Below are 18,612 nucleotides of genomic sequence, written 5' to 3'. Positions count from 1 at the left end.
TTAGTATTCATAATATTTTTCTTACTAGGAGCCGGATATGAAATCCTCAGACTTGGCAAAAGCATTTAATCCTTCAGAATTTGAAGATAGGATATATCAGGATTGGATGAATAACGGTGTTTTTAAACCAAAAGCAAAAGAAGGTGTTGACCCTTTTACCATCGTTATTCCTCCTCCTAATGTTACCGGCGTCCTTCACATGGGACATGGATTAAACAATAGTTTACAAGATATATTGATTAGATATTATCGAATGAAAGGTCGACCAACGCTTTGGGTCCCGGGGACTGATCATGCTGGTATAGCCACACAAAATGTTGTGGAACGTCAATTACGTGCAAAAGGCTTATCTCGACATGATTTGGGCCGTGAAGAATTTGTAAAAGAAACATGGAAAGTTAAGGAAAAACACCATTCTATTATATCAAAGCAGCTTCAAAAGATTGGGGCGTCCTGTGATTGGTCTCATGAGCGTTTCACAATGGATGAAGGTCTCTCAGATGCTGTTAGAGAAGTCTTTGTAAGTTTGTATGAGAAAGGATTGATCTATAAAGGGAATTATCTTGTTAATTGGTGTTCTTCTTGTGGTACAGCCATAGCAGATGATGAAGTTGAATACAGTGAAAAATCGGGAAGGTTATATAGATTCAAATATCCTTTTGCAGAAGGAAATGGGTCTATTGAAATTGAGACTACACGACCGGAAACTATGTATGGAGACACGGCTGTAGCTGTTAACCCTGATGATGAGCGATATCATAAATATATTGGTAAGGAATTAATTCTTCCCTTAGTTAACCGAAGGATAAAGATCATAGGGGATCCTTATGTAGATAAGGCTTTTGGTTCTGGTGCCGTAAAAATTACTCCAGCTCATGATCCTAATGATTATGAAATTGGAAAAAGACATAATCTTGACGAAATTAATATTTTAACTCCAGATGGAAAACTAAATGATAATGTGCCAGAGGCTTTAAGAGGGTTAGATATACAAACAGCTCGAAAAGAAACCCTCAAGCTAATGGAAGAGGCTGGTCTTTATATAGATAGTAAGGATCATAATCATCAAGTTGGACACTGTTACAGATGTAATACTGTTATTGAACCTTACCTTTCTGAACAATGGTATGTGAAGATGAAGCCGCTGGCAGAAAAAGCTATGGAAGCTTGGGAAACAAATGAGATTACTTTTTATCCTAAAAAGTGGGAGAATACATATAAAAGCTGGTTGTCTGGAATAAGAGATTGGTGTATTTCTAGACAACTATGGTGGGGACATCGAATACCAGTATGGTATTGTAAAGAATGTAATAACCAAATGGTTTTACGCCATGATCCTGAGAGTTGTGATAAGTGTGGAAGCCATAATCTTATTCAGGATGAGGATGTTCTTGATACATGGTTTAGTTCTTGGTTATGGCCTTTCTCCACTCTAGGATGGCCCGAAAAAACACAAGATCTTGATTCCTTTTATCCTACAAGTGCTCTAGTTACTGGTTACGATATTATCTTCTTCTGGGTAGCCAGAATGGTTATGGCAGGAAAAGAGTTTATGGGAAAGGCTCCTTTTAAAGACATTTATATTACTAGTTTGGTCCGAGATAAGCAGGGGCGTAAGATGTCCAAATCTTTAGGGAATGGTATTGATCCATTAGATGTCGTTGGCGAATATGGTGCAGATGCAATGAAGTTCACCCTTGCCTATATGTGTGCTCAGGGGCAGGATATCCTAATAGATACGGAGAGCTTTAAACTAGGTTCAAAATTTGCTAATAAAATCTGGAATGCAAGTCGCTATATTCTAATGAATCTGGAGGGTCGACAACTGGTTAATCTTGCAGATATTGAATTATCGGATTTGGATAAGTGGATTTATCATCAGCTAAATGAAGCGTCCAGAGCAGTAGATAAAGCCATCAGTCATTATAGATTCAATGATGCGACCCATATCATTTATGATTTTTTCTGGAATGACTTCTGTGATTGGTACATTGAAGGTTCTAAGCTCAGTTTGTATTCTCAAGATGAGCAGGAAAAAGATAGGTCTGTTACTTTATTAATATCTGTATTAAAAGATAGTTTAAAACTTATGCATCCCTTTTTATCCTTTATAACTGAAGAGTTATATCAATATTTACCTGATACTGAAGGTTTTATAGCAGAAGCTTCTTATCCAGAGTTTGATGAAGCTAGGTGTAATCCAACAATCAATGAAAATTTCTCCATTGTTCAAGATTTGATTAAGTCTATTAGGACCATCCGTTCTGAGTTTACCATCTCTCCTGAAAAGACAATTCCTGTGAAAGTAAAATCTGATGATGTTAAAATTATGGATGTTTTTGAAAAGAATTCTCTATTAATTAAGGAGTTTGTTAAAGCTAGTTCTATAAGTTTTGATGCCTCTGATAATGATAAGACTGATGCAATAGCTGCAATAGGTAAAGGATTTGAAGCATATATTTATATCAAAGACATAATAGATATGCCTGCAGAGATAGCAAAATTAAAGAAGAACATTGCTAAGACAGAGAAACTCTTTAAATCAACCGAGGGGAAGCTTAAGAATGAGAAATTCCTAAATAACGCTCCTGATGATGTCGTAGCAAAAGAAAAAGACAAGCTTGAAGAGTTTTCTTCAACTCTTGATAAACAAAGAAAATACTTGTTGGAATTACAATAAATTATTAAATAGCAGGTGTTTTGCGCCTGCTATTCTTCTCTTCTGAATAGTCCAACTAGACGTTGAATTGTTCTGTAAACTGCATCTTTTGCTGTACCCCATGGTTTGTCAATATATTGGGGATCAAATTTCTGGGTATACCACAATATCTCAGACTCTATCCTATCTCGATTAGTTTTTTGGATAGTCATTATGTCTCTAAGAAAGAGAATCATATCTTTTGTTTTGAGTATATTACTGGCTAAGCTAATCAGATCTATGAAGTGACGATCACAAAATCCTTTTTGTGATTGTATCGTTTGTCTAAATCCTTGATCATTTTTCTGCCACAATATTATAAAGGTGTAATAGTAACGTTTTAATCTTCCTTCCATTTTATCGCAAATAAGGCATTCATCCTTAGAAGTTTGAATGGACTCTAAAAAGCTATTTATTTGTCCTAATAAGACCTTGTTTTTTCCGATCTCAGGAACTAGATTCTTCTTGTTATAAGTTTTAAGCACTTGCTCGAGCTTTTTTTCATTCTTAGAAAGTTTATCGTTATATTCTGAGTAGTGGGTATGTAGCATGAGACCCAAACCATGTCTATTGCCTCCATCTAACATAATGTTGTAATGATCGTAACAAAAGCCATGTTTGTTAACTTCCAGGCGTATTTCGGGAACCATAACAGAGTCCCCTAAATAAAACTTTACATAGTCTTCTTCAGCTTTTTTATTTAAAATACAGAAAGGACATTCATCATTTTGTCTGACAGCATCCCATACGGGAATCGTTTCTAATTCATACTTCATATTAGTGTTATAGCATGAATTGGGTCTTTTTTGAAAATCAAATAATTGGTATTGTGCGGTATATGAATTGGTTCCCCACTAATATTACAGAAATGTCCAAATTAGGTTGGACAGAATGCGACTTTATCTTTATCTCTGGTGACGCTTATGTTGATCATCCGTCTTTTGCTACAGCTTTATTATCTAGGTGGTTAGAAGCTCATGAATTTAAGGTTGGTATTTTGGCTCAACCAGACATTAACGATATTGAGAATTTTAGACTTTTAGGCCGACCAAAGTATGGATTCTTGATTAATTCTGGCAATATGGACTCTATGGTTAATCACTATACTGCAAACAAAAGGTTGCGTCGTAGTGATAGTTATACACCCGATGGTCAAATTGGAAAACGTCCAGATCGTGCCATCATTAGATACACAACAATGGCCAAACAAGCCTATAAAAATATTCCTACCATAATAGGAGGAATAGAATCCTCTCTTAGACGATTCAGTCATTATGATTATTGGTCTGACAAAGTTCGTAAATCTATACTTCTTGATTCAAAAGCCAGTCTTTTAGTCTATGGTATGGCCGAATATACATTACTTCATATAGCAAATAGATTACGTGATGGACAGGATATAAATGATCTAATAGATATTCCAGGAACGGTATATCGTCAAACGCAGTTACCTAATATTGATAGCAGTGTTCTATTACCATCTTTTGAAGAGGTAACTTCGGACAAAAGAAAGTATGCAGAAAGCACAAAAATCCAGTATTACAATCAAGACCCTATATGGGGTAAGACTTTGATTGAACAAGCGGGATCTCAATATGTAGTTCAAAATCCACCGTCTATTCCTCTAAAAACAAAGGAACTTGATAAAATCTATAATTTGAAATACTTCAGGTTGCCCCATCCTTGTTATGGAAATCAAAAAATACCCGCCTTAAATGAGGTTAAATTTAGTTTGACTAGGAATAGAGGATGTTATGGTTCTTGTAGTTTTTGTGCTATAGTTTTTCATCAGGGTAAGATTGTTCAAACTCGTAGTGATAGTAGTCTTCAGAGTGAAGTTGATGAGTTTGTCGCGCATAAGGATTTTAAAGGTGTTATTAATGATGTAGGAGGACCCACTGCGAACTTTACAGGTCCCTCTTGTGATAAGCAATTAACAAAGGGTACTTGTTATGGGAAGAATTGTTTGTATCCTACTATGTGTAAACATATAAAAAAGGACAATAAACCTTTTATTCAGACACTAACAAAATTACGAAATAGGAATGAAGTTAAAAAGGTATATGTCAGGTCTGGAATACGTTATGATTATTTGAAAGACGAGATGGATTCCATTAGAGATTTTTCAAATCACCATATTAGTGGACAATTAAAGGTAGCACCAGAACATTGTAGTAAAGCTGTATTGGATTTGATGGGAAAACCCAGTATTAATGTATATAATGATTTTAAACAACAATTTACTAAGATAAATACTAAGAAAAAGCAGTACCTTATTCCATATTTTATATCCAGTCATCCTGGATCTACTCTGGAAGATGCATTGGAATTAGCTCTGTTTTTAAAGTCTGAAGGTTTTGTCCCCGATCAGGTCCAGGATTTTTATCCTACACCTGGTACAATATCTACATGTATGTATTTTACTGGAATAGATCCTATATCAGGTAAGTCTATCCATATACCTAAAGGTGATAAAGAACGAAAACTTCAACGGGCCTTGTTGCAATTCCATAAAAAAGAGAATAAAAAGTTAGTAATTCAAGCTTTAAAAATGTTAAATCGTAGGGACCTTATTGGAAATGGTTCCCAATATTTGATCTCACCAGGAAGGTAGTATGTTTTACTCAACTTTTGAATCTGTTTTTACTTTGTTTGTACTCATAGTCCTGGGATATTATCTTAGGAAAAAAAATGTATTTGATGGAGATATCACGCGGGGAATGATTCAATTATTACTCCATTATACTCTCCCTGCAATGATATTTGTTTCCATGCTTCAATCAAATAGCAAGGATATGCTCAATCAAAGTATTGAGATGTTTGTTTTATCTGTTATTGCTTATGTCTTTTTTGGGATTGCTGCATTAGTTTTTACTTTTGTTTTGAAAGCACCAGAAGAGGATAAAGGGGTATACAGGTTTTGTTTTTTGTTTTCAAATGTTGGATTTATGGGATATCCTGTCATTGAAGCTGTCTTAGGAGAAAAGGGTGTCTTCTATGCTGCAATTTTCAATATTCCTTTTAATTTCCTTGCCTTCTCATTGGGTGTTTTATTGTTAACTAAAGGAAAGAGTGAAGGACAATTATTTAGTTGGAAAATCCTAATAAGTCCCCCCTTAGTAGCGACATTTATAGGTTTTATCTTTTTTATCACAGGTTTCACTTTGCCAGAGTTTATCCTTAAACCTATTGATTTAATAGGGAGTATTACTACACCTCTCTCGATGATTACAATTGGCTCCTTATTGGCAGTTCTACCTGTGCGAGATATAGCCAAGGAATGGAGATTATTTGTAGCAACTGTAATTAGGTTACTTTTGATCCCCTTTACTTTATGGTTGATTTTGAGGCCTTGGTTTAGTGGTGTTTCCTTATATATCCCTATTATAGTATCTGCTATGCCAGCAGCAGCTAATGCTCCCATTCTCAGTGAAAAATATGGGGGAAAAGGTTCTCTTGCTAGTCAGTTTGTATTTGTGAGCACTCTTTTTTCATTGATCACAATTCCAATTTGGAGCTATTTACTGTTAAAATAAAAGAAATTGCAACAATATCTTTGATGTAATATGATCTAGAGGGCATACAGATAAGAGGATTTATTTTTTTGAGATATAAATTAGGATTAAAAGAAGGTCTGACACTGTTGTTCGTGTTATTTTGTACTATAAAGGGATTTTCAGATGAAACTCCTATTATAGTAGAAATACCGGGCATACCGACCAATCTAGATAGCTTTCTGGCTTTAAGAGATAGATTATCTCTATCACCAGAAGGTGGGGCCTCGATGTTTATTGTATCGATGGTAATGTATACTCAAAATCAAAACTTAGGACAGGAAGCTTTTACTATCAGTCTGGATAGGTTCAACCTGGTAACTGACCCTTCTGGATATAAGGGGTACAGTCCTAGTCAAACTTTTATGTTACGTGCTAAAAACTATCTTGAACCGCGTCCTTATATTGCTTTTAGCTATCTTATGGGGACTAGTCCGGAAAGCCGGTATGTTCTTCCTAAAAAACCTTATAAAATTATGTATAGTACAAACGCATACAGCTATATTAGTGACACAGAGGTGAAGTTGTTTGTCCATTCTACTGGTTCTGAAACCCCCCGTCCTATTGTTCTTAAAAAAAATAATAGAGGTCTGTGGAAAGTAAAAAGCCATAGTTTATTCCTTGGTGTCCTTGCTCCTACTGAACTTGTTGACGATGACCTATAGATTAGATTAGACTGCGCCCCTGAGGTTTTCGAATGGATAAATCTGATTGTATATATGATACACCTTTAAAAAATGTACCCCCCTTTGAATTTAATTCTAAAGTTGCTCATGTTTTTGATGATATGGCTCTAAGAAGCATTCCTTTCTATTCAGAAGTGCAAAGCATGATAGCTACATATGGACGAATATTTTATAGACAAGATACGGCGATCTATGATCTTGGTTGTTCCACAGGGACTACTTTGTTAAGCCTCTATCATAGTTTGAAAGATGCTGGGCATGATAAATTCAAATTGATTGGTCTCGATCAATCTGCTGCAATGTGTGAAGAAGCTAAAGAGAAATTCAATAAAGCCGAAGTTGAAGAAGCTTCTGTGGATATTCGTAATGAAGATATTCTCACTGCAAAGATTGAAAATGCTTCCGTTATTGTTTTAAATTACACTTTGCAATTCATCGATCCTTTACTTAGAGAAGAAATCCTGAAGCATGTATATAATGGATTAACTCATAATGGGATATTGTTAGTAAGTGATAAGATGCTTCAATCTTCAACAGACATAAGCAGAATATTTGTTGATTATTATTATGCTTTTAAAAGATCAAATGGTTATTCTGATATGGAAATTAGCCAGAAAAGAGAGGCCTTAGAGAATGTTCTGATTCCGTATACAGTTAAGGAGGAACAGGAATTGTTTTATTCTTGTGGGTTTAATTCTGTTGACATCTTTTTTAGTTGGAATAATTTTACCTCCTTTATATGTATGAAGAAGTAGGGATATGAAAGAAATATTTGATCACTTTGTAAATAGTTATTTAGATACACAATATCCAGAGGAGTATGGTTTTCGTTGTTTAGACCAGATTAGAAAAGCTAGACAGGAAGCTTCTGTTAAGCTAACAAGACCTCATACTGAAAAGTGGTTTAAGACTTTTATTAATATGCCTGATTTTGTCCCTTCGTCAGTAGATTTTTCTTCTTCGATCATCCGCTTTGGTGATAAGAATGATATTGATGATAATCAGTCTTCTCTTGTTTTGCAGTCCTTAAAAGATCTTATACCTTGGCGAAAAGGTCCATTTGAATACTTTGGTCATAGAATTGATGCAGAGTGGCGCTCTGATTTGAAGTGGCAAAGATTAATAGAGTGTGGTCTCCCCCATTTGGAAGATAAGATCATTGCAGATATCGGTTGTAATAACATGTATTATATGTATCGTATGCTTCATCAAAATCCAGCTTTAGTCGTAGGATTTGACCCCATGGACAAATATTTCTTTTTTAATGAATTCAATAAAAAATTCTATAATGATCCTCGATTGGTTTTTGAATTATTGGGAATAGAAGATTTTCCCCTCTTTGAATCTTTTTTTGATGTTGTCTTTTTTATGGGCATTATATATCACCGTAGGAATCCAGTGGACAGTTTACAAGCTTTATTAAAAGGAATGAAAAAGGGGGGTGTTTGTTTTCTTGAGACTATTGGTATTCCTGGAGCTGAACCGCATTTTCTTTTTCCTGAAGGACGATATATGAAGGCTCCTGGTTATTGGTTTTTACCGACATGGAAGGGCATGGAAAGTATGATGAAACGAGTAGGGTTCCGTAATGTAGTCACATTAGATGTATCTCCCACAACTTTAGATGAACAGAGAAAAACAGAATGGATTGATACCCAATCCCTAGATGATTTTCTAGATCCTGATGATCCAAAGAAAACGATTGAAGGTTACCCCGCACCAGTTAGATTCCTAATACGGGGTGAGAAGTAAAAAGCTATGTTACTATATGAAGAAAGTTCCTGCACTGGTATCTGCTTTTTCCAGCATTGTTGCCACTCCTCCAACTTCAACGCCATCAAGTAGTTCCGCTTTGTCCACACCCATTACATCCATACTCATTTGGCAGGCTACGAACTTTATCTTGTTAGTCATAGCATTTTGAATCATCTGCTCAAGTGAATCTATTTTTTGTCTTTTCATAATCCCACGCATTAGATTTGTTCCCATTCCGCCCATATTCATACTAGATAAACTTAATTTCTTAGAGTTTTTAGGTAGCATAATCCCAAACATTTTGCTTATAAGGGTCTTCTTCGTTTTAACTTTTTTATATTTTTTTATCACATTTAGTCCCCAAAAGGTAAAGAACATTGTGACTTCCTTACCAGACGCAGCTGCTCCATTAGCGATGACAAAAGATGCTAGTGCCTTATCAAAGTCATCACTGAATACTATCAGGGTTGTATTTGTTCCTCCGGTTTTTACAAAATGGGCAGGCTCTTTGGTTTGTTGTTCTTTTTTCTTTATAACAGCTGTTATGATACCATTTTCTTTATCTAGATTGACTAGTTCATTTCCTGTCATTTTGCACCAACTAACGACATCCTTTTCGAATCCTGGATCATTAGCTTTTTCTTTTAATGTTTGCTCTGCTGTTAATTTGTCAAGATTCTCCTTTAATTTCATAATAGGACCGGGGCATTGCAGTCCACAGGCATCTATTTCGATGGTAGCAGTATCAATGGAAGGAATCTTGGGTGATTCTTTTTGATATATGTGATCATCTTTATCAATATAATCATTGGCGTAAATATCTTCATTACTTTGCTTACTTACTGCATGTTCATAGGTTTTCATACCACCATCTAGATTATAGACATTAGTAAAGTTATGACCAATTAAAATTCTCTCTGCCATATAGGCTCTTAATCCTACACCACAAAAGAGTATAATTTTTTTATCCACAGGGAATTCGCTAATTCGATCTCTAACTTGCTGTAATGGAATATTGATAGCACCATTTATACTACCTAAATGAAATTCGTCTGGTAGCCTAACATCAACTAAGAAGATTTGTTCTGAGTTTTCTTTTAGTAATTCCTTCCATGAGATATGATGAGTTCTATTATTTAATAGGTTCTCAGCTACGAAACCTGCTATATTCACGGGATCTTTTGCTGAACTATAGGGAGGGGCATATGCGTGCTCTATCTCTTCCAGGCTTTCGATTGTTCCTTTGTGAAGTATGGTTGTAGCAATCATATCTATTCTTTTATCAACACCTTTGTAGCCGACTATTTGAGCTCCTAATACTCTGTGATCTACTGGTGAAAATAATAGTTTTACACTTAATGGCATCGCACCTGGATAATATCCCGCATGACTAGATGAATGAGTATGACAACATTGATATTCTATGCGGTCTCTCTGTAATTGTTTTTCTGAACATCCTGTTGACGCTACTGTTAATTCAAAGATTTTAGCTACAGCCGTCCCTATAGAGCCTATGTATTCTTTGTGCTCCCCATAAACTATATTATCAGCACATATTCTTCCTTGTTTGTTAGCTGGTCCTGCTAGATTAGCTAATGTAGGTAAACCAGTTATTGGATTAGGATATTCTATGGCATCTCCCACAGCATATATATCTTTATTGTTTGTTTGTAAATATTTGTTAACTACAATTCCACCTCTGTTCCCAATCTCTATTCCTGATTCAATAGCTAATTTTGCGTCAGGTTTAACACCAATACTTAGAATAACTAAATCTGCAGAGATGGAGCGACCACTGGCTAAATTAACATCTATTAGATCTCCTTTGCTGTTGAAGCTAGAAACTCCATCTTTTAAATAGAACTCAATACCCATTGTTTTTAGATGTTGATGGACTAAAGCTGCCATTTCGTAGTCTAGCATTGTCATAACCTGTTCTGACATTTCAACAATAGTTACTTTCATACCTCTGGAATGTAGGTTCTCAGCCATTTCTAATCCAATAAAACCGGCACCAACAATGACAGCATGCTTAGGAGAATTCACTTTGATATATTCAGTAACTGCATCTGTATCTACAACATTTCGTACTGTAAATATTTTGTCATCCCGAATTCCTGGAATGGGTGGTATTACAGGATTAGCTCCAGGACTCAGAACCAATTTATCGTAACTTTCATTGTATTCTTCCTGGGTAAGTAGGTTTCTAACAATTACTTTTTTTTCAGCAGGAACAACTTTGATCACTTCGGAATTAATTTTAACTGTAACATTTAACATCGCATTGAAAGATTGAGGATCTTGAACAAATAAACGTTCTCTATCTGTTATTACTTGTCCTAAGTAATAGGGAAGGCCACAATTGGCATAAGAGATGTATTCACCTTTTTCTAGAAGAATGATTTCTGCATTTTCATCATTTCGTCTTAACCGTGCTGCAGTGGTAGCTCCACCAGCAACACCTCCAACAATTACATACTTCATATATAACCTCGTATATGTTTAAAATAATATATAAGAATTAATAATTATTATCATTTGTTTGCATCTAGGTCAATAAAAAAATATATATAAAAAAAGATTCATATCTGGGGCTCTTGAAGAAATAATGAGTGAGTTGTATTTTATTATTACTTTGATAAAATATTTTTTACTGCCAATAATTATATTAATTACAACAAATGCTTGGTCTGATACGACGGTTAATATTTTAGGATGGTCACAAGACGGATTAGTTGCTTATTCTTTAAACAATACTGATAAACAAGAGCCTATTAAGGTTATTTTTGACTTAGTTGATGACAAAGTAATCTATAGAGATATGAGTAATGAAAAAAACATTTCAAAATGGAATAGAGAGTTACGTGATCATAAAATTTGGTTAAATATGGATGAACAGCCATTACAGAGTATTAAAAATTGGAATATTATAACTGATATAGAAACATTTGAAAAAAATTTCGGTGTGGGAAGTTGGATCAGTGAATATATATTACACTTAAACAAGAATGGAAAGACAAAAGATGTTACCCATCAATTGGGTTTACGGATTGACAATGTTGTTATCTTGGGAACGGCAAAAAATCCATTTGAAAATCGAATTGTGATATTTGTGCTTGAAAAAAAGAGCTCATGGAACAACCAAGGACAGGAAAAACAAACAATAAAAGCCTTTGGTAGTCATTTGAATCTTGGTTTTAATTAGAATTCGAACTAGAAGATTTTCACCACCTTGATTACAATCATTAGTAAAAAGGAAAGATTATGGAAAAATTAGTAGGTATTGATGTAGGTTCAACAACAGTAAAAATAACAGTTGTTGATAAGGAATCCTTGGAGATTCTCCATTCCCGCTATGAAAGGCATAACGCAGAACAGGGTAAAACGGTTCAAAGATTGTTGATTGAAGCCCATTCGAGTTTTCCTGATGATGAATTTAAAATTGCTATATGTGGAAGTGCAGGTCAAACATTTGCTAAGGCTATTAATGCCTTTTACATTCAGGAAGTTGTAGCAAATACATTGGCTGTTAAAGAACAGTTTCCTGAGACACGTGTTGCCATCGAATTAGGTGGGCAAGATGCTAAGGTTATTTTCTTTGAATATGAAGAAGAACGTAGGCAGCTGATAGCCAGTGATATGAGAATGAATGGTTCCTGTGCTGGTGGTACGGGTGCTTTTATAGATCAGGTAGCTGAATTATTAAATATAAGAACAGAAGAGTTTAACAAATACGCCTCAAAAGGGAAAACCTTATATGATATATCTGGCCGTTGTGGTGTATTTGCTAAAACAGATATACAACCTTTACTTAATCAAGGTGTCAGCAAGGAAGATATTGCTTTATCTTCTTTTCATGCTTTAGCTAAACAAACCATTGGTGGATTAGCTCAAGGAATGACCATTAAACCAAAGGTTATTTTTGAGGGGGGACCTTTAACCTTTAATCCGAGATTGATTGAAGTATTTAAAGAGAGATTGGGCTTAAGTAGTAATGATGTTATTATACCACCGAATCCTGAGATTTTAGTAGCCTATGGTGCCGCTTTGAGTCTAACATCTATGTATGTAGATGATGCTAATGAATATAAAAAAGATGAAGCTTTAAAGAATTTAGAAGATCTTGTAGATAAAAAGCATTTAGTATTCCAAAGTGTTGATGAACTTTTTTTCAATTCTAAAGAAGAACTAAAAACTTTTAAGGATAAGCACAAATTACCGGAAATACCTTCCTATGAACCTAAAAAGGGAGAAGCTGTTCAGGCTTATCTTGGAATTGATGCTGGTTCTACAACAAGTAAATTTGTTCTTATTAATGATAAAGAGGAAGTTTTACATTCTTTTTATTCATCAAATAAGGGTGAGCCTATATCTGTTGTAATCGATGGACTAAAAGAATTAAAAAAATACTATGATTCTAAAGGAGCTACACTGGATATTCTTGGTGTAGGTACAACTGGATATGGTGAAAACTTATTCGCAAAAGCCTTAAAAGCAGATTATCATAGTGTTGAAACCGTAGCCCATGCAAGAGCCGCCCAAAAATACGCACCCAATGTTAGTTTTATTTTGGATATTGGTGGCCAGGATATGAAAGCCATTAGCCTTCAAAAGGGAATTGTCTCTGGTATTGTTCTCAATGAAGCGTGTAGTGCTGGCTGTGGTTCTTTTGTTGAAACCTATGCCCGTTCCCTCGGTGTAAAAGTAAGTGATATAGCGGACTTGGCTTTTGAAGCTAAAAACCCTAGCCGTCTTGGATCTAGGTGTACAGTTTTTATGAACTCAAGCATTATCACAGAACAAAAAAATGGGAAAACATCTTCAGATATATTAGCAGGGATCTGTAGATCAATCATTGAAAATGTTTTTACAAAAGTTGTTCGTGTATCTAATTGGGAGCAGCTAGGTAGTACAGTAATGGTGCAAGGTGGGACTTTCAAAAATGATGCAGTTTTGCGTTCTTTAGAACAGTATACAGGAAGAAATGTTGTTAGAGCTCCTTATCCTGGTGAGATGGGTGCCATTGGAATTGCATTATTAACTAAAGAGCACGTCAGTAACATGAAGAATATGGCTTCAACAATGGGTACTCAATGGCAAACACATTTTATTGGTTTTGATGGATTAAAAGATTTCACATATAAAAAGATGCCTGGAGTTGTTTGTCGGTTCTGCACAAATAATTGTATGCGAACAATTGTCGAGTTCTCAGATGGAACTTCCTATGTCACTGGTAATCGATGTGAAAAAGGTGAAGTAATTGGTGATATTAAAGATAAAAGCATTCAAAAAGAAGTTAAGTCTTTAGATGAAAAAGAAAAAAGTGTTCCTGATATGCTTGCACTTCAAGAAAAACTTTTGTTTAAAAAATATCCTTTTGAAAATTATATTAGTTCAAAGGGGATAAGAATTGGATTACCGAGAACCTTGGATTTTTGGAATAGTATGCCCTTTTGGAATGCTTTGTTTTCTTCTCTAGGTTTTGAAGTTGTCCTATCAGATAATTCTAGTTATGAATTATTTGATAAAGCACTTCCGTTTGTTCCATCTGATACCATTTGTTTTCCCGCTAAGTTATCCCATGGACATATAGAAAGTTTATGTGAAAAAGGTGTAGATGCAATATTCTTTCCTCAAATGAGCCGTGGTGAAAAGGAAAATAAGCAGGCAGATTCTAATTTCTACTGTGCCGTTATTCAAGGTTATGCAATGGTTACAGAAAAAAGTAATGAAACCTTAGAAAGATTCAATATTCCTATTCATAGACCTTTATTTCATTGGTTTAATCATAGAATTAAAGTGTTGCAGATATCAGAGTATTTTGAAGAACATTTTGATATTGATTCCAGTGTTGTCAAAAAGGCGATAAAACAAGCTGATAATGTTATGGATATTTATCGTAAGGAAATGCAATTAGCTGGTGAGAAAGCATTAGCACAGATGAAGAAGAAAGGTGATTTTGGAGTTTTAATTGCTTCTCGTCCTTACCATGTTGATCCTCTTATTAATCATAATCTATCAAAGCACTTTACAAGACAGGGGATAGCCGTATTTACACTGGACAGTTTACCCAATCCTCATGACGTCAATCTCAATGGTGTACGTATGGAGACAACTATTAACTTCCATACCCGAATGGTAGAAGCAGCCCTACAAGTGGCAAGGGATAACTCTCTCGAATTAGTACAAATCGTAAGTTTCGGTTGTGGTCACGATGCTGTAATATCAGATGAAATGACTAGAATCTTACGAACAAGTGCAAAAAAAGAAATGCTAGTACTAAAATTAGATGAAGGAGAGGCTGTAGGTCCTCTTAACATAAGAATTAAATCATTTGTTGAGACAGTCAAAGTTCGAAGATCTAAAGATATTCTTCCTAAAGCTGCAGAGAAAATCGAAGAACTAAAAGATGCGTTTCCCATTAAGTTTCGAAAACAGGATAAAAAAGATAAAGTTATCTATATTCCAAACTTAAGTCCGGCGTTTTCCTATTGTCTTTCAGAAATTCTAAAAGGAAGTGGATTCATGCTTGAAAGCCTTCCTGTCGCTGGAAATAAGGCTATAGAGTTGGGTAAAAAATACGTCCATAATGATATTTGTTATCCTGCACAGATTAATATAGGAGAATTCTTAGCTGGTCTTGATTCTGGTGATATAGATCCTAAGTGCGCTGCTATGGGTGTTGCAAAAAACTGTGAAGACTGTAGAGCAGGACAATATCCATTATTAGCAAGAAAAGCACTTGATGAAGCAGGGTATCCAGAAATACCTGTAGTCACTACAGGAACTGATAAAAAGCATATGCATCCTGGATTTAAACTATCAATAATACACCAAATCCATATTCTATGGGGTTTAACAATGATTGATGGTCTGGAAAAAATGAGAAGACGAATCAGACCTTATGAAAAACATTCTGGTGAAACTAATCGAATCTTTGATATTTATATGAAGCAAGTATCCCAAGTGGTTAGGAAGAATAAGAAACGGGCAATGGAGCTATTCCAACAAGCTATTGAAGCCTTTAATTCGATTGCCTTGATTGAAGAAGCCAGACGACCACGTGTTGGAATAATTGGGGAAATCCTCATGAATTATCACCCAGGAGCTAATGGTCATATAGAAGAATATTTGGAAAATCACGGTATGGAAGTTGTTGTACCTAATATGCATGATTTCTTTAGAAAATCTCATTATATTACACGGGAAATGGGTAAGAGAAAGGTGTCTCCCAATCCTGTTGTTGACTTTATGGTTAGCGATGTTACTGGTAAGATTTTTGATTATGTAAACTCTAAGATAGAGAAACTCATGGTTAAATTTAAATTCCATGAGGGGCATTCAACAATTCATCAGATTGCAGAAAATATTAAGGATATGATTGATGTAACCTACTTAGGTGGTGAAGGTTGGAAAATACCCGGAGAAATCATTGAGATGGAAAAGGAAGGGGTAAATTCCTTTATCATTATTCAGCCTTTTGGCTGTTTACCTAATCATATAACAGGTAGAGGTTTTACAAAACCTCTTAAAAAACAGTTACCACATATCCAAATGTTAAGTTTGGATTATGATCCAGATACAAGCTTTGCCAATATAGAAAACCGGCTTCAAATGTTAATAATTAATGCCAAGGAACTGGAAAAAAATAAGGCAAATGCCGACAAATAGTTATTTCTCGATGAGAATAACGATACTTCTACTGTGAAGTTTTATAGTCCCTTTCGATACAGGTTTTTCATGACCTGATCGGAAGTGACTTTTTTTTATGCCCGTATTTACTGTTGTATACCATTTTTTATTGGATTGATTTGGTGGAATTTGGAAATTATGTTCTTTCCAGTGGCCATTTATGGCTACATAGAAATTATTATCATCTTCGACGGCACCTGTTTCAGTTTTATTTCCATCAAGCATGAAAGCAAGCGTATGGGAATCATCTCTCCAGTCTGGTTCATTAAGATTGACTCCATGCCAGGAAATGTCCAGTAAATTATTGCCTGCTTTATCAGTTCCATCAAAGAAATGAGCTCTTCTAAGCACTGGATGGTCCATTCGGAATTGAATAAGGTGTTTAGTAAAATTCCATAAATTTGAGTATTTGCTTTTAAGTTTCCAGTTAAGCCAATTAAAGGTATTATCATGACAATAGGTATTATTATTGCCTTGTTTTGAGAACCACATTTCATCACCAGCCAGTAGCATGGGGGTTCCTTGACTAATAAAAAGTAGAGTTAATAAGTTTTTAGATTGTTTTAATCGAAGTTTTTCTATTTGCTGATTTGATGTGGGGCCTTCTTCTCCATGATTCCAACTGGAATTATCATCCATGCCATCACGGTTGTCCTCACCATTTTGTTGATTATGCTTATTATTATAACTCACTAAATCGTGTAGAGTGAAGCCATCGTGTGCTGTAATAAAGTTAATGCTATGATAGGGATTCCTATTGGGAAAGTGAAACAAATCTGATGAGCCGGTCATTCGTGTTGCAATAACAGGTACCTTACACTCGTCACCTTTGATAAAACATCTTATGTCATCTCTAAATTGGGCATTCCATTCAGCCCATCCAGGAGGAAAGCCTCCAACTTTATATAATCCCGCAGCATCCCATCCTTCTGCTATGAGTATTGTGTTACTTAATATGGGATCATGGCTTATATCATTAAGAATCGAATAATTAGGTACCCAGTTTCCTTCTGAATCACGACCTAGAATAGCCGCAAGATCAAATCGGAATCCGTCTACATGCATATCGACGACCCAGTATCTTAAACTATCTAGGATGAGTTGTTTTACTACTGGATGATTACAATTTAACGTATTGCCACATCCGGAATAATTTTTATAGTACTTTCCCTCTTCTAGCATATAATAAATAGAGTTGTCAAAACCTCTAAAACTATGGGTTGGTCCTAATTCATTACCTTCTCCTGTATGGTTGTATACAACGTCTAACAAGACTTGTATGCCTGCTTTATGAAGAGCCTTAATCATAGTTTTAAACTCTTTAACAGCTGTTAGACCATCATCAACGGTTGCAAACCATGAGTCAGGGGCAAAGAAACTCAAAGTACTGTATCCCCAGAAATTATACAATTGCTCTCCCGTTTCTGGGTTTTTTCTAATATTCTCCTTGTGATTAAATTCATGTACAGGTAAAAACTCTACTGTATTAATTCCCAATTGCTTTAGGTATGAGATTTTCTCAATAATACCAAGATATGTTCCTTTGTGTTTTACACCGCTAGAAGGGTCTTGAGTAAAAGCTCTGATATGCATTTCATAAATAACTGCATCTTTTAAGGGAATATGTAAAGGTTTATCATCTTCCCAATTGAACTCAAGAGGATCAATTACTACGCCCTTACCTGAGTGAGAATAACTTATACTATTTTGTACATCCTTTTGTTCTTCTGGATTCCATAAGTACTCTCCTGTAACAGCTTTTGCATATGGATCCAATAGAAATTTTGTTTTATCAAAACGATGCCCTTCAGGTTCAGGACTAAATGGTCCATTCACTGTATAGCCATACAGTTGACCTGTCTTTATCCCACGTATATATATGTGCCAAACATCACCAGTCTTATTTACTTCAGAATCTAAGGGAATTGAATAGCTAGGTAGATGATCTTTTATATTACTAAATAGATGCAATGTGACAGCTGTACCATTTTTTGTGAAAATTGCAAAGTTACAACCCCTATGATCAGAGGTTGCACCCAATAAATAGGGATTCCCAGGTTCTAATCGAAGATCTTTATATTTCCGTACCTTAATCATTAGTTCCTCTTATCATTAAGTGTGACAGTTTAAATAGTAGAAGCTTGTAGGGGAAAAAACCAGAGTTTTCTAAGAATAACCTAACTTGACAGCATAATTCATTATTTCTAATATTACGGTTAAGTTAAAA

At 35.1% G+C, this 18,612-nt stretch carries 11 protein-coding genes; 8 read left to right on the top strand and 3 right to left on the bottom strand.

From position 1 onward, the window contains the following. The first annotated feature begins 37 nt into the window (after nt 1-37). The gene (locus K345_RS0108060; RefSeq protein WP_028973723.1) at nt 38-2,680 is read left to right on the top strand and encodes a valine--tRNA ligase; all 2,643 of its coding nucleotides are present in this window, start codon (nt 38-40) and stop codon (nt 2,678-2,680) included. A gap of 29 nt (nt 2,681-2,709) precedes the next feature. Here the strand turns inward: K345_RS0108060 and K345_RS0108055 are convergent, their stop codons facing one another. Further along, nucleotides 2,710-3,474, bottom strand: a complete 765-nt coding sequence (locus K345_RS0108055; RefSeq protein WP_028973722.1) for a DUF6062 family protein — start codon at nt 3,472-3,474, stop codon at nt 2,710-2,712. A 62-nt stretch (nt 3,475-3,536) separates the two neighbouring features. Here K345_RS0108055 and K345_RS20260 point away from each other — a divergent pair, with 62 nt between their 5' ends. The 5 genes from K345_RS20260 (at nt 3,537) to cmoB (ending at nt 8,690) form a co-directional block, all read left to right on the top strand. Continuing rightward, entirely contained in the window at nt 3,537-5,312 is a 1,776-nt protein-coding gene (locus tag K345_RS20260) for a YgiQ family radical SAM protein (protein ID WP_211227850.1), read from the top strand. 1 nt (nt 5,313) lies between these two features. Next, nucleotides 5,314-6,234 (top strand): AEC family transporter, encoded by a 921-nt coding sequence (locus K345_RS0108045; RefSeq protein ID WP_028973721.1) that lies wholly within the window; start codon nt 5,314-5,316, stop codon nt 6,232-6,234. Between the two features lie 68 nt (nt 6,235-6,302). Continuing rightward, on the top strand, nt 6,303-6,917 hold the full coding sequence (locus tag K345_RS0108040; protein ID WP_028973720.1) for a DUF6935 domain-containing protein: 615 nt from the start codon (nt 6,303-6,305) through the stop codon (nt 6,915-6,917). A gap of 32 nt (nt 6,918-6,949) precedes the next feature. Continuing rightward, entirely contained in the window at nt 6,950-7,693 is a 744-nt protein-coding gene (gene cmoA, locus K345_RS0108035) for a carboxy-S-adenosyl-L-methionine synthase CmoA (protein ID WP_053228149.1), read from the top strand. A gap of 4 nt (nt 7,694-7,697) precedes the next feature. Then, entirely contained in the window at nt 7,698-8,690 is a 993-nt protein-coding gene (gene cmoB / locus K345_RS0108030; RefSeq protein ID WP_053228148.1) for a tRNA 5-methoxyuridine(34)/uridine 5-oxyacetic acid(34) synthase CmoB, read from the top strand. 12 nt (nt 8,691-8,702) lie between these two features. On the opposite strand, the gene K345_RS0108025 is transcribed toward cmoB, so the two are convergent. Then, nucleotides 8,703-11,177, bottom strand: coding sequence for an FAD-dependent oxidoreductase (locus tag K345_RS0108025; RefSeq protein WP_028973717.1), 2,475 nt, complete (start codon nt 11,175-11,177; stop codon nt 8,703-8,705). A 124-nt stretch (nt 11,178-11,301) separates the two neighbouring features. Here K345_RS0108025 and K345_RS0108020 point away from each other — a divergent pair, with 124 nt between their 5' ends. Continuing rightward, entirely contained in the window at nt 11,302-11,898 is a 597-nt protein-coding gene (locus K345_RS0108020; protein WP_037571611.1) for a hypothetical protein, read from the top strand. Between the two features lie 59 nt (nt 11,899-11,957). Then, entirely contained in the window at nt 11,958-16,364 is a 4,407-nt protein-coding gene (locus K345_RS0108015; RefSeq protein ID WP_037571610.1) for an acyl-CoA dehydratase activase, read from the top strand. On the opposite strand, the gene glgX is transcribed toward K345_RS0108015, so the two are convergent. Next, nucleotides 16,365-18,482, bottom strand: a complete 2,118-nt coding sequence (gene glgX / locus K345_RS20255) for a glycogen debranching protein GlgX (RefSeq protein WP_037571608.1) — start codon at nt 18,480-18,482, stop codon at nt 16,365-16,367. Between the last annotated feature and the right edge of the window lie 130 nt (nt 18,483-18,612).

The sequence above is a fragment of the Spirochaeta cellobiosiphila DSM 17781 genome (genome assembly GCF_000426705.1).
Classification (GTDB): Bacteria; Spirochaetota; Spirochaetia; order DSM-17781; family DSM-17781; genus Spirochaeta_E; species Spirochaeta_E cellobiosiphila.
This window is presented reverse-complemented; position numbering and strand designations above follow the sequence as displayed.

What these genes read in the sequence shown, in the direction of transcription:
- glgX (WP_037571608.1), bottom strand. Translation starts at nt 18,482, where the DNA reads ATGATTAAGGTACGGAAATATAAAGATCTTCGATTAGAACCTGGGAAT.
- K345_RS0108025 (WP_028973717.1), bottom strand. Translation starts at nt 11,177, where the DNA reads ATGAAGTATGTAATTGTTGGAGGTGTTGCTGGTGGAGCTACCACTGCA.
- K345_RS0108060 (WP_028973723.1), top strand. Translation starts at nt 38, where the DNA reads ATGAAATCCTCAGACTTGGCAAAAGCATTTAATCCTTCAGAATTTGAA.
- cmoA (WP_053228149.1), top strand. Translation starts at nt 6,950, where the DNA reads ATGGATAAATCTGATTGTATATATGATACACCTTTAAAAAATGTACCC.
- cmoB (WP_053228148.1), top strand. Translation starts at nt 7,698, where the DNA reads ATGAAAGAAATATTTGATCACTTTGTAAATAGTTATTTAGATACACAA.
- K345_RS0108015 (WP_037571610.1), top strand. Translation starts at nt 11,958, where the DNA reads ATGGAAAAATTAGTAGGTATTGATGTAGGTTCAACAACAGTAAAAATA.
- K345_RS0108055 (WP_028973722.1), bottom strand. Translation starts at nt 3,474, where the DNA reads ATGAAGTATGAATTAGAAACGATTCCCGTATGGGATGCTGTCAGACAA.
- K345_RS20260 (WP_211227850.1), top strand. Translation starts at nt 3,537, where the DNA reads ATGAATTGGTTCCCCACTAATATTACAGAAATGTCCAAATTAGGTTGG.
- K345_RS0108045 (WP_028973721.1), top strand. Translation starts at nt 5,314, where the DNA reads ATGTTTTACTCAACTTTTGAATCTGTTTTTACTTTGTTTGTACTCATA.
- K345_RS0108020 (WP_037571611.1), top strand. Translation starts at nt 11,302, where the DNA reads ATGAGTGAGTTGTATTTTATTATTACTTTGATAAAATATTTTTTACTG.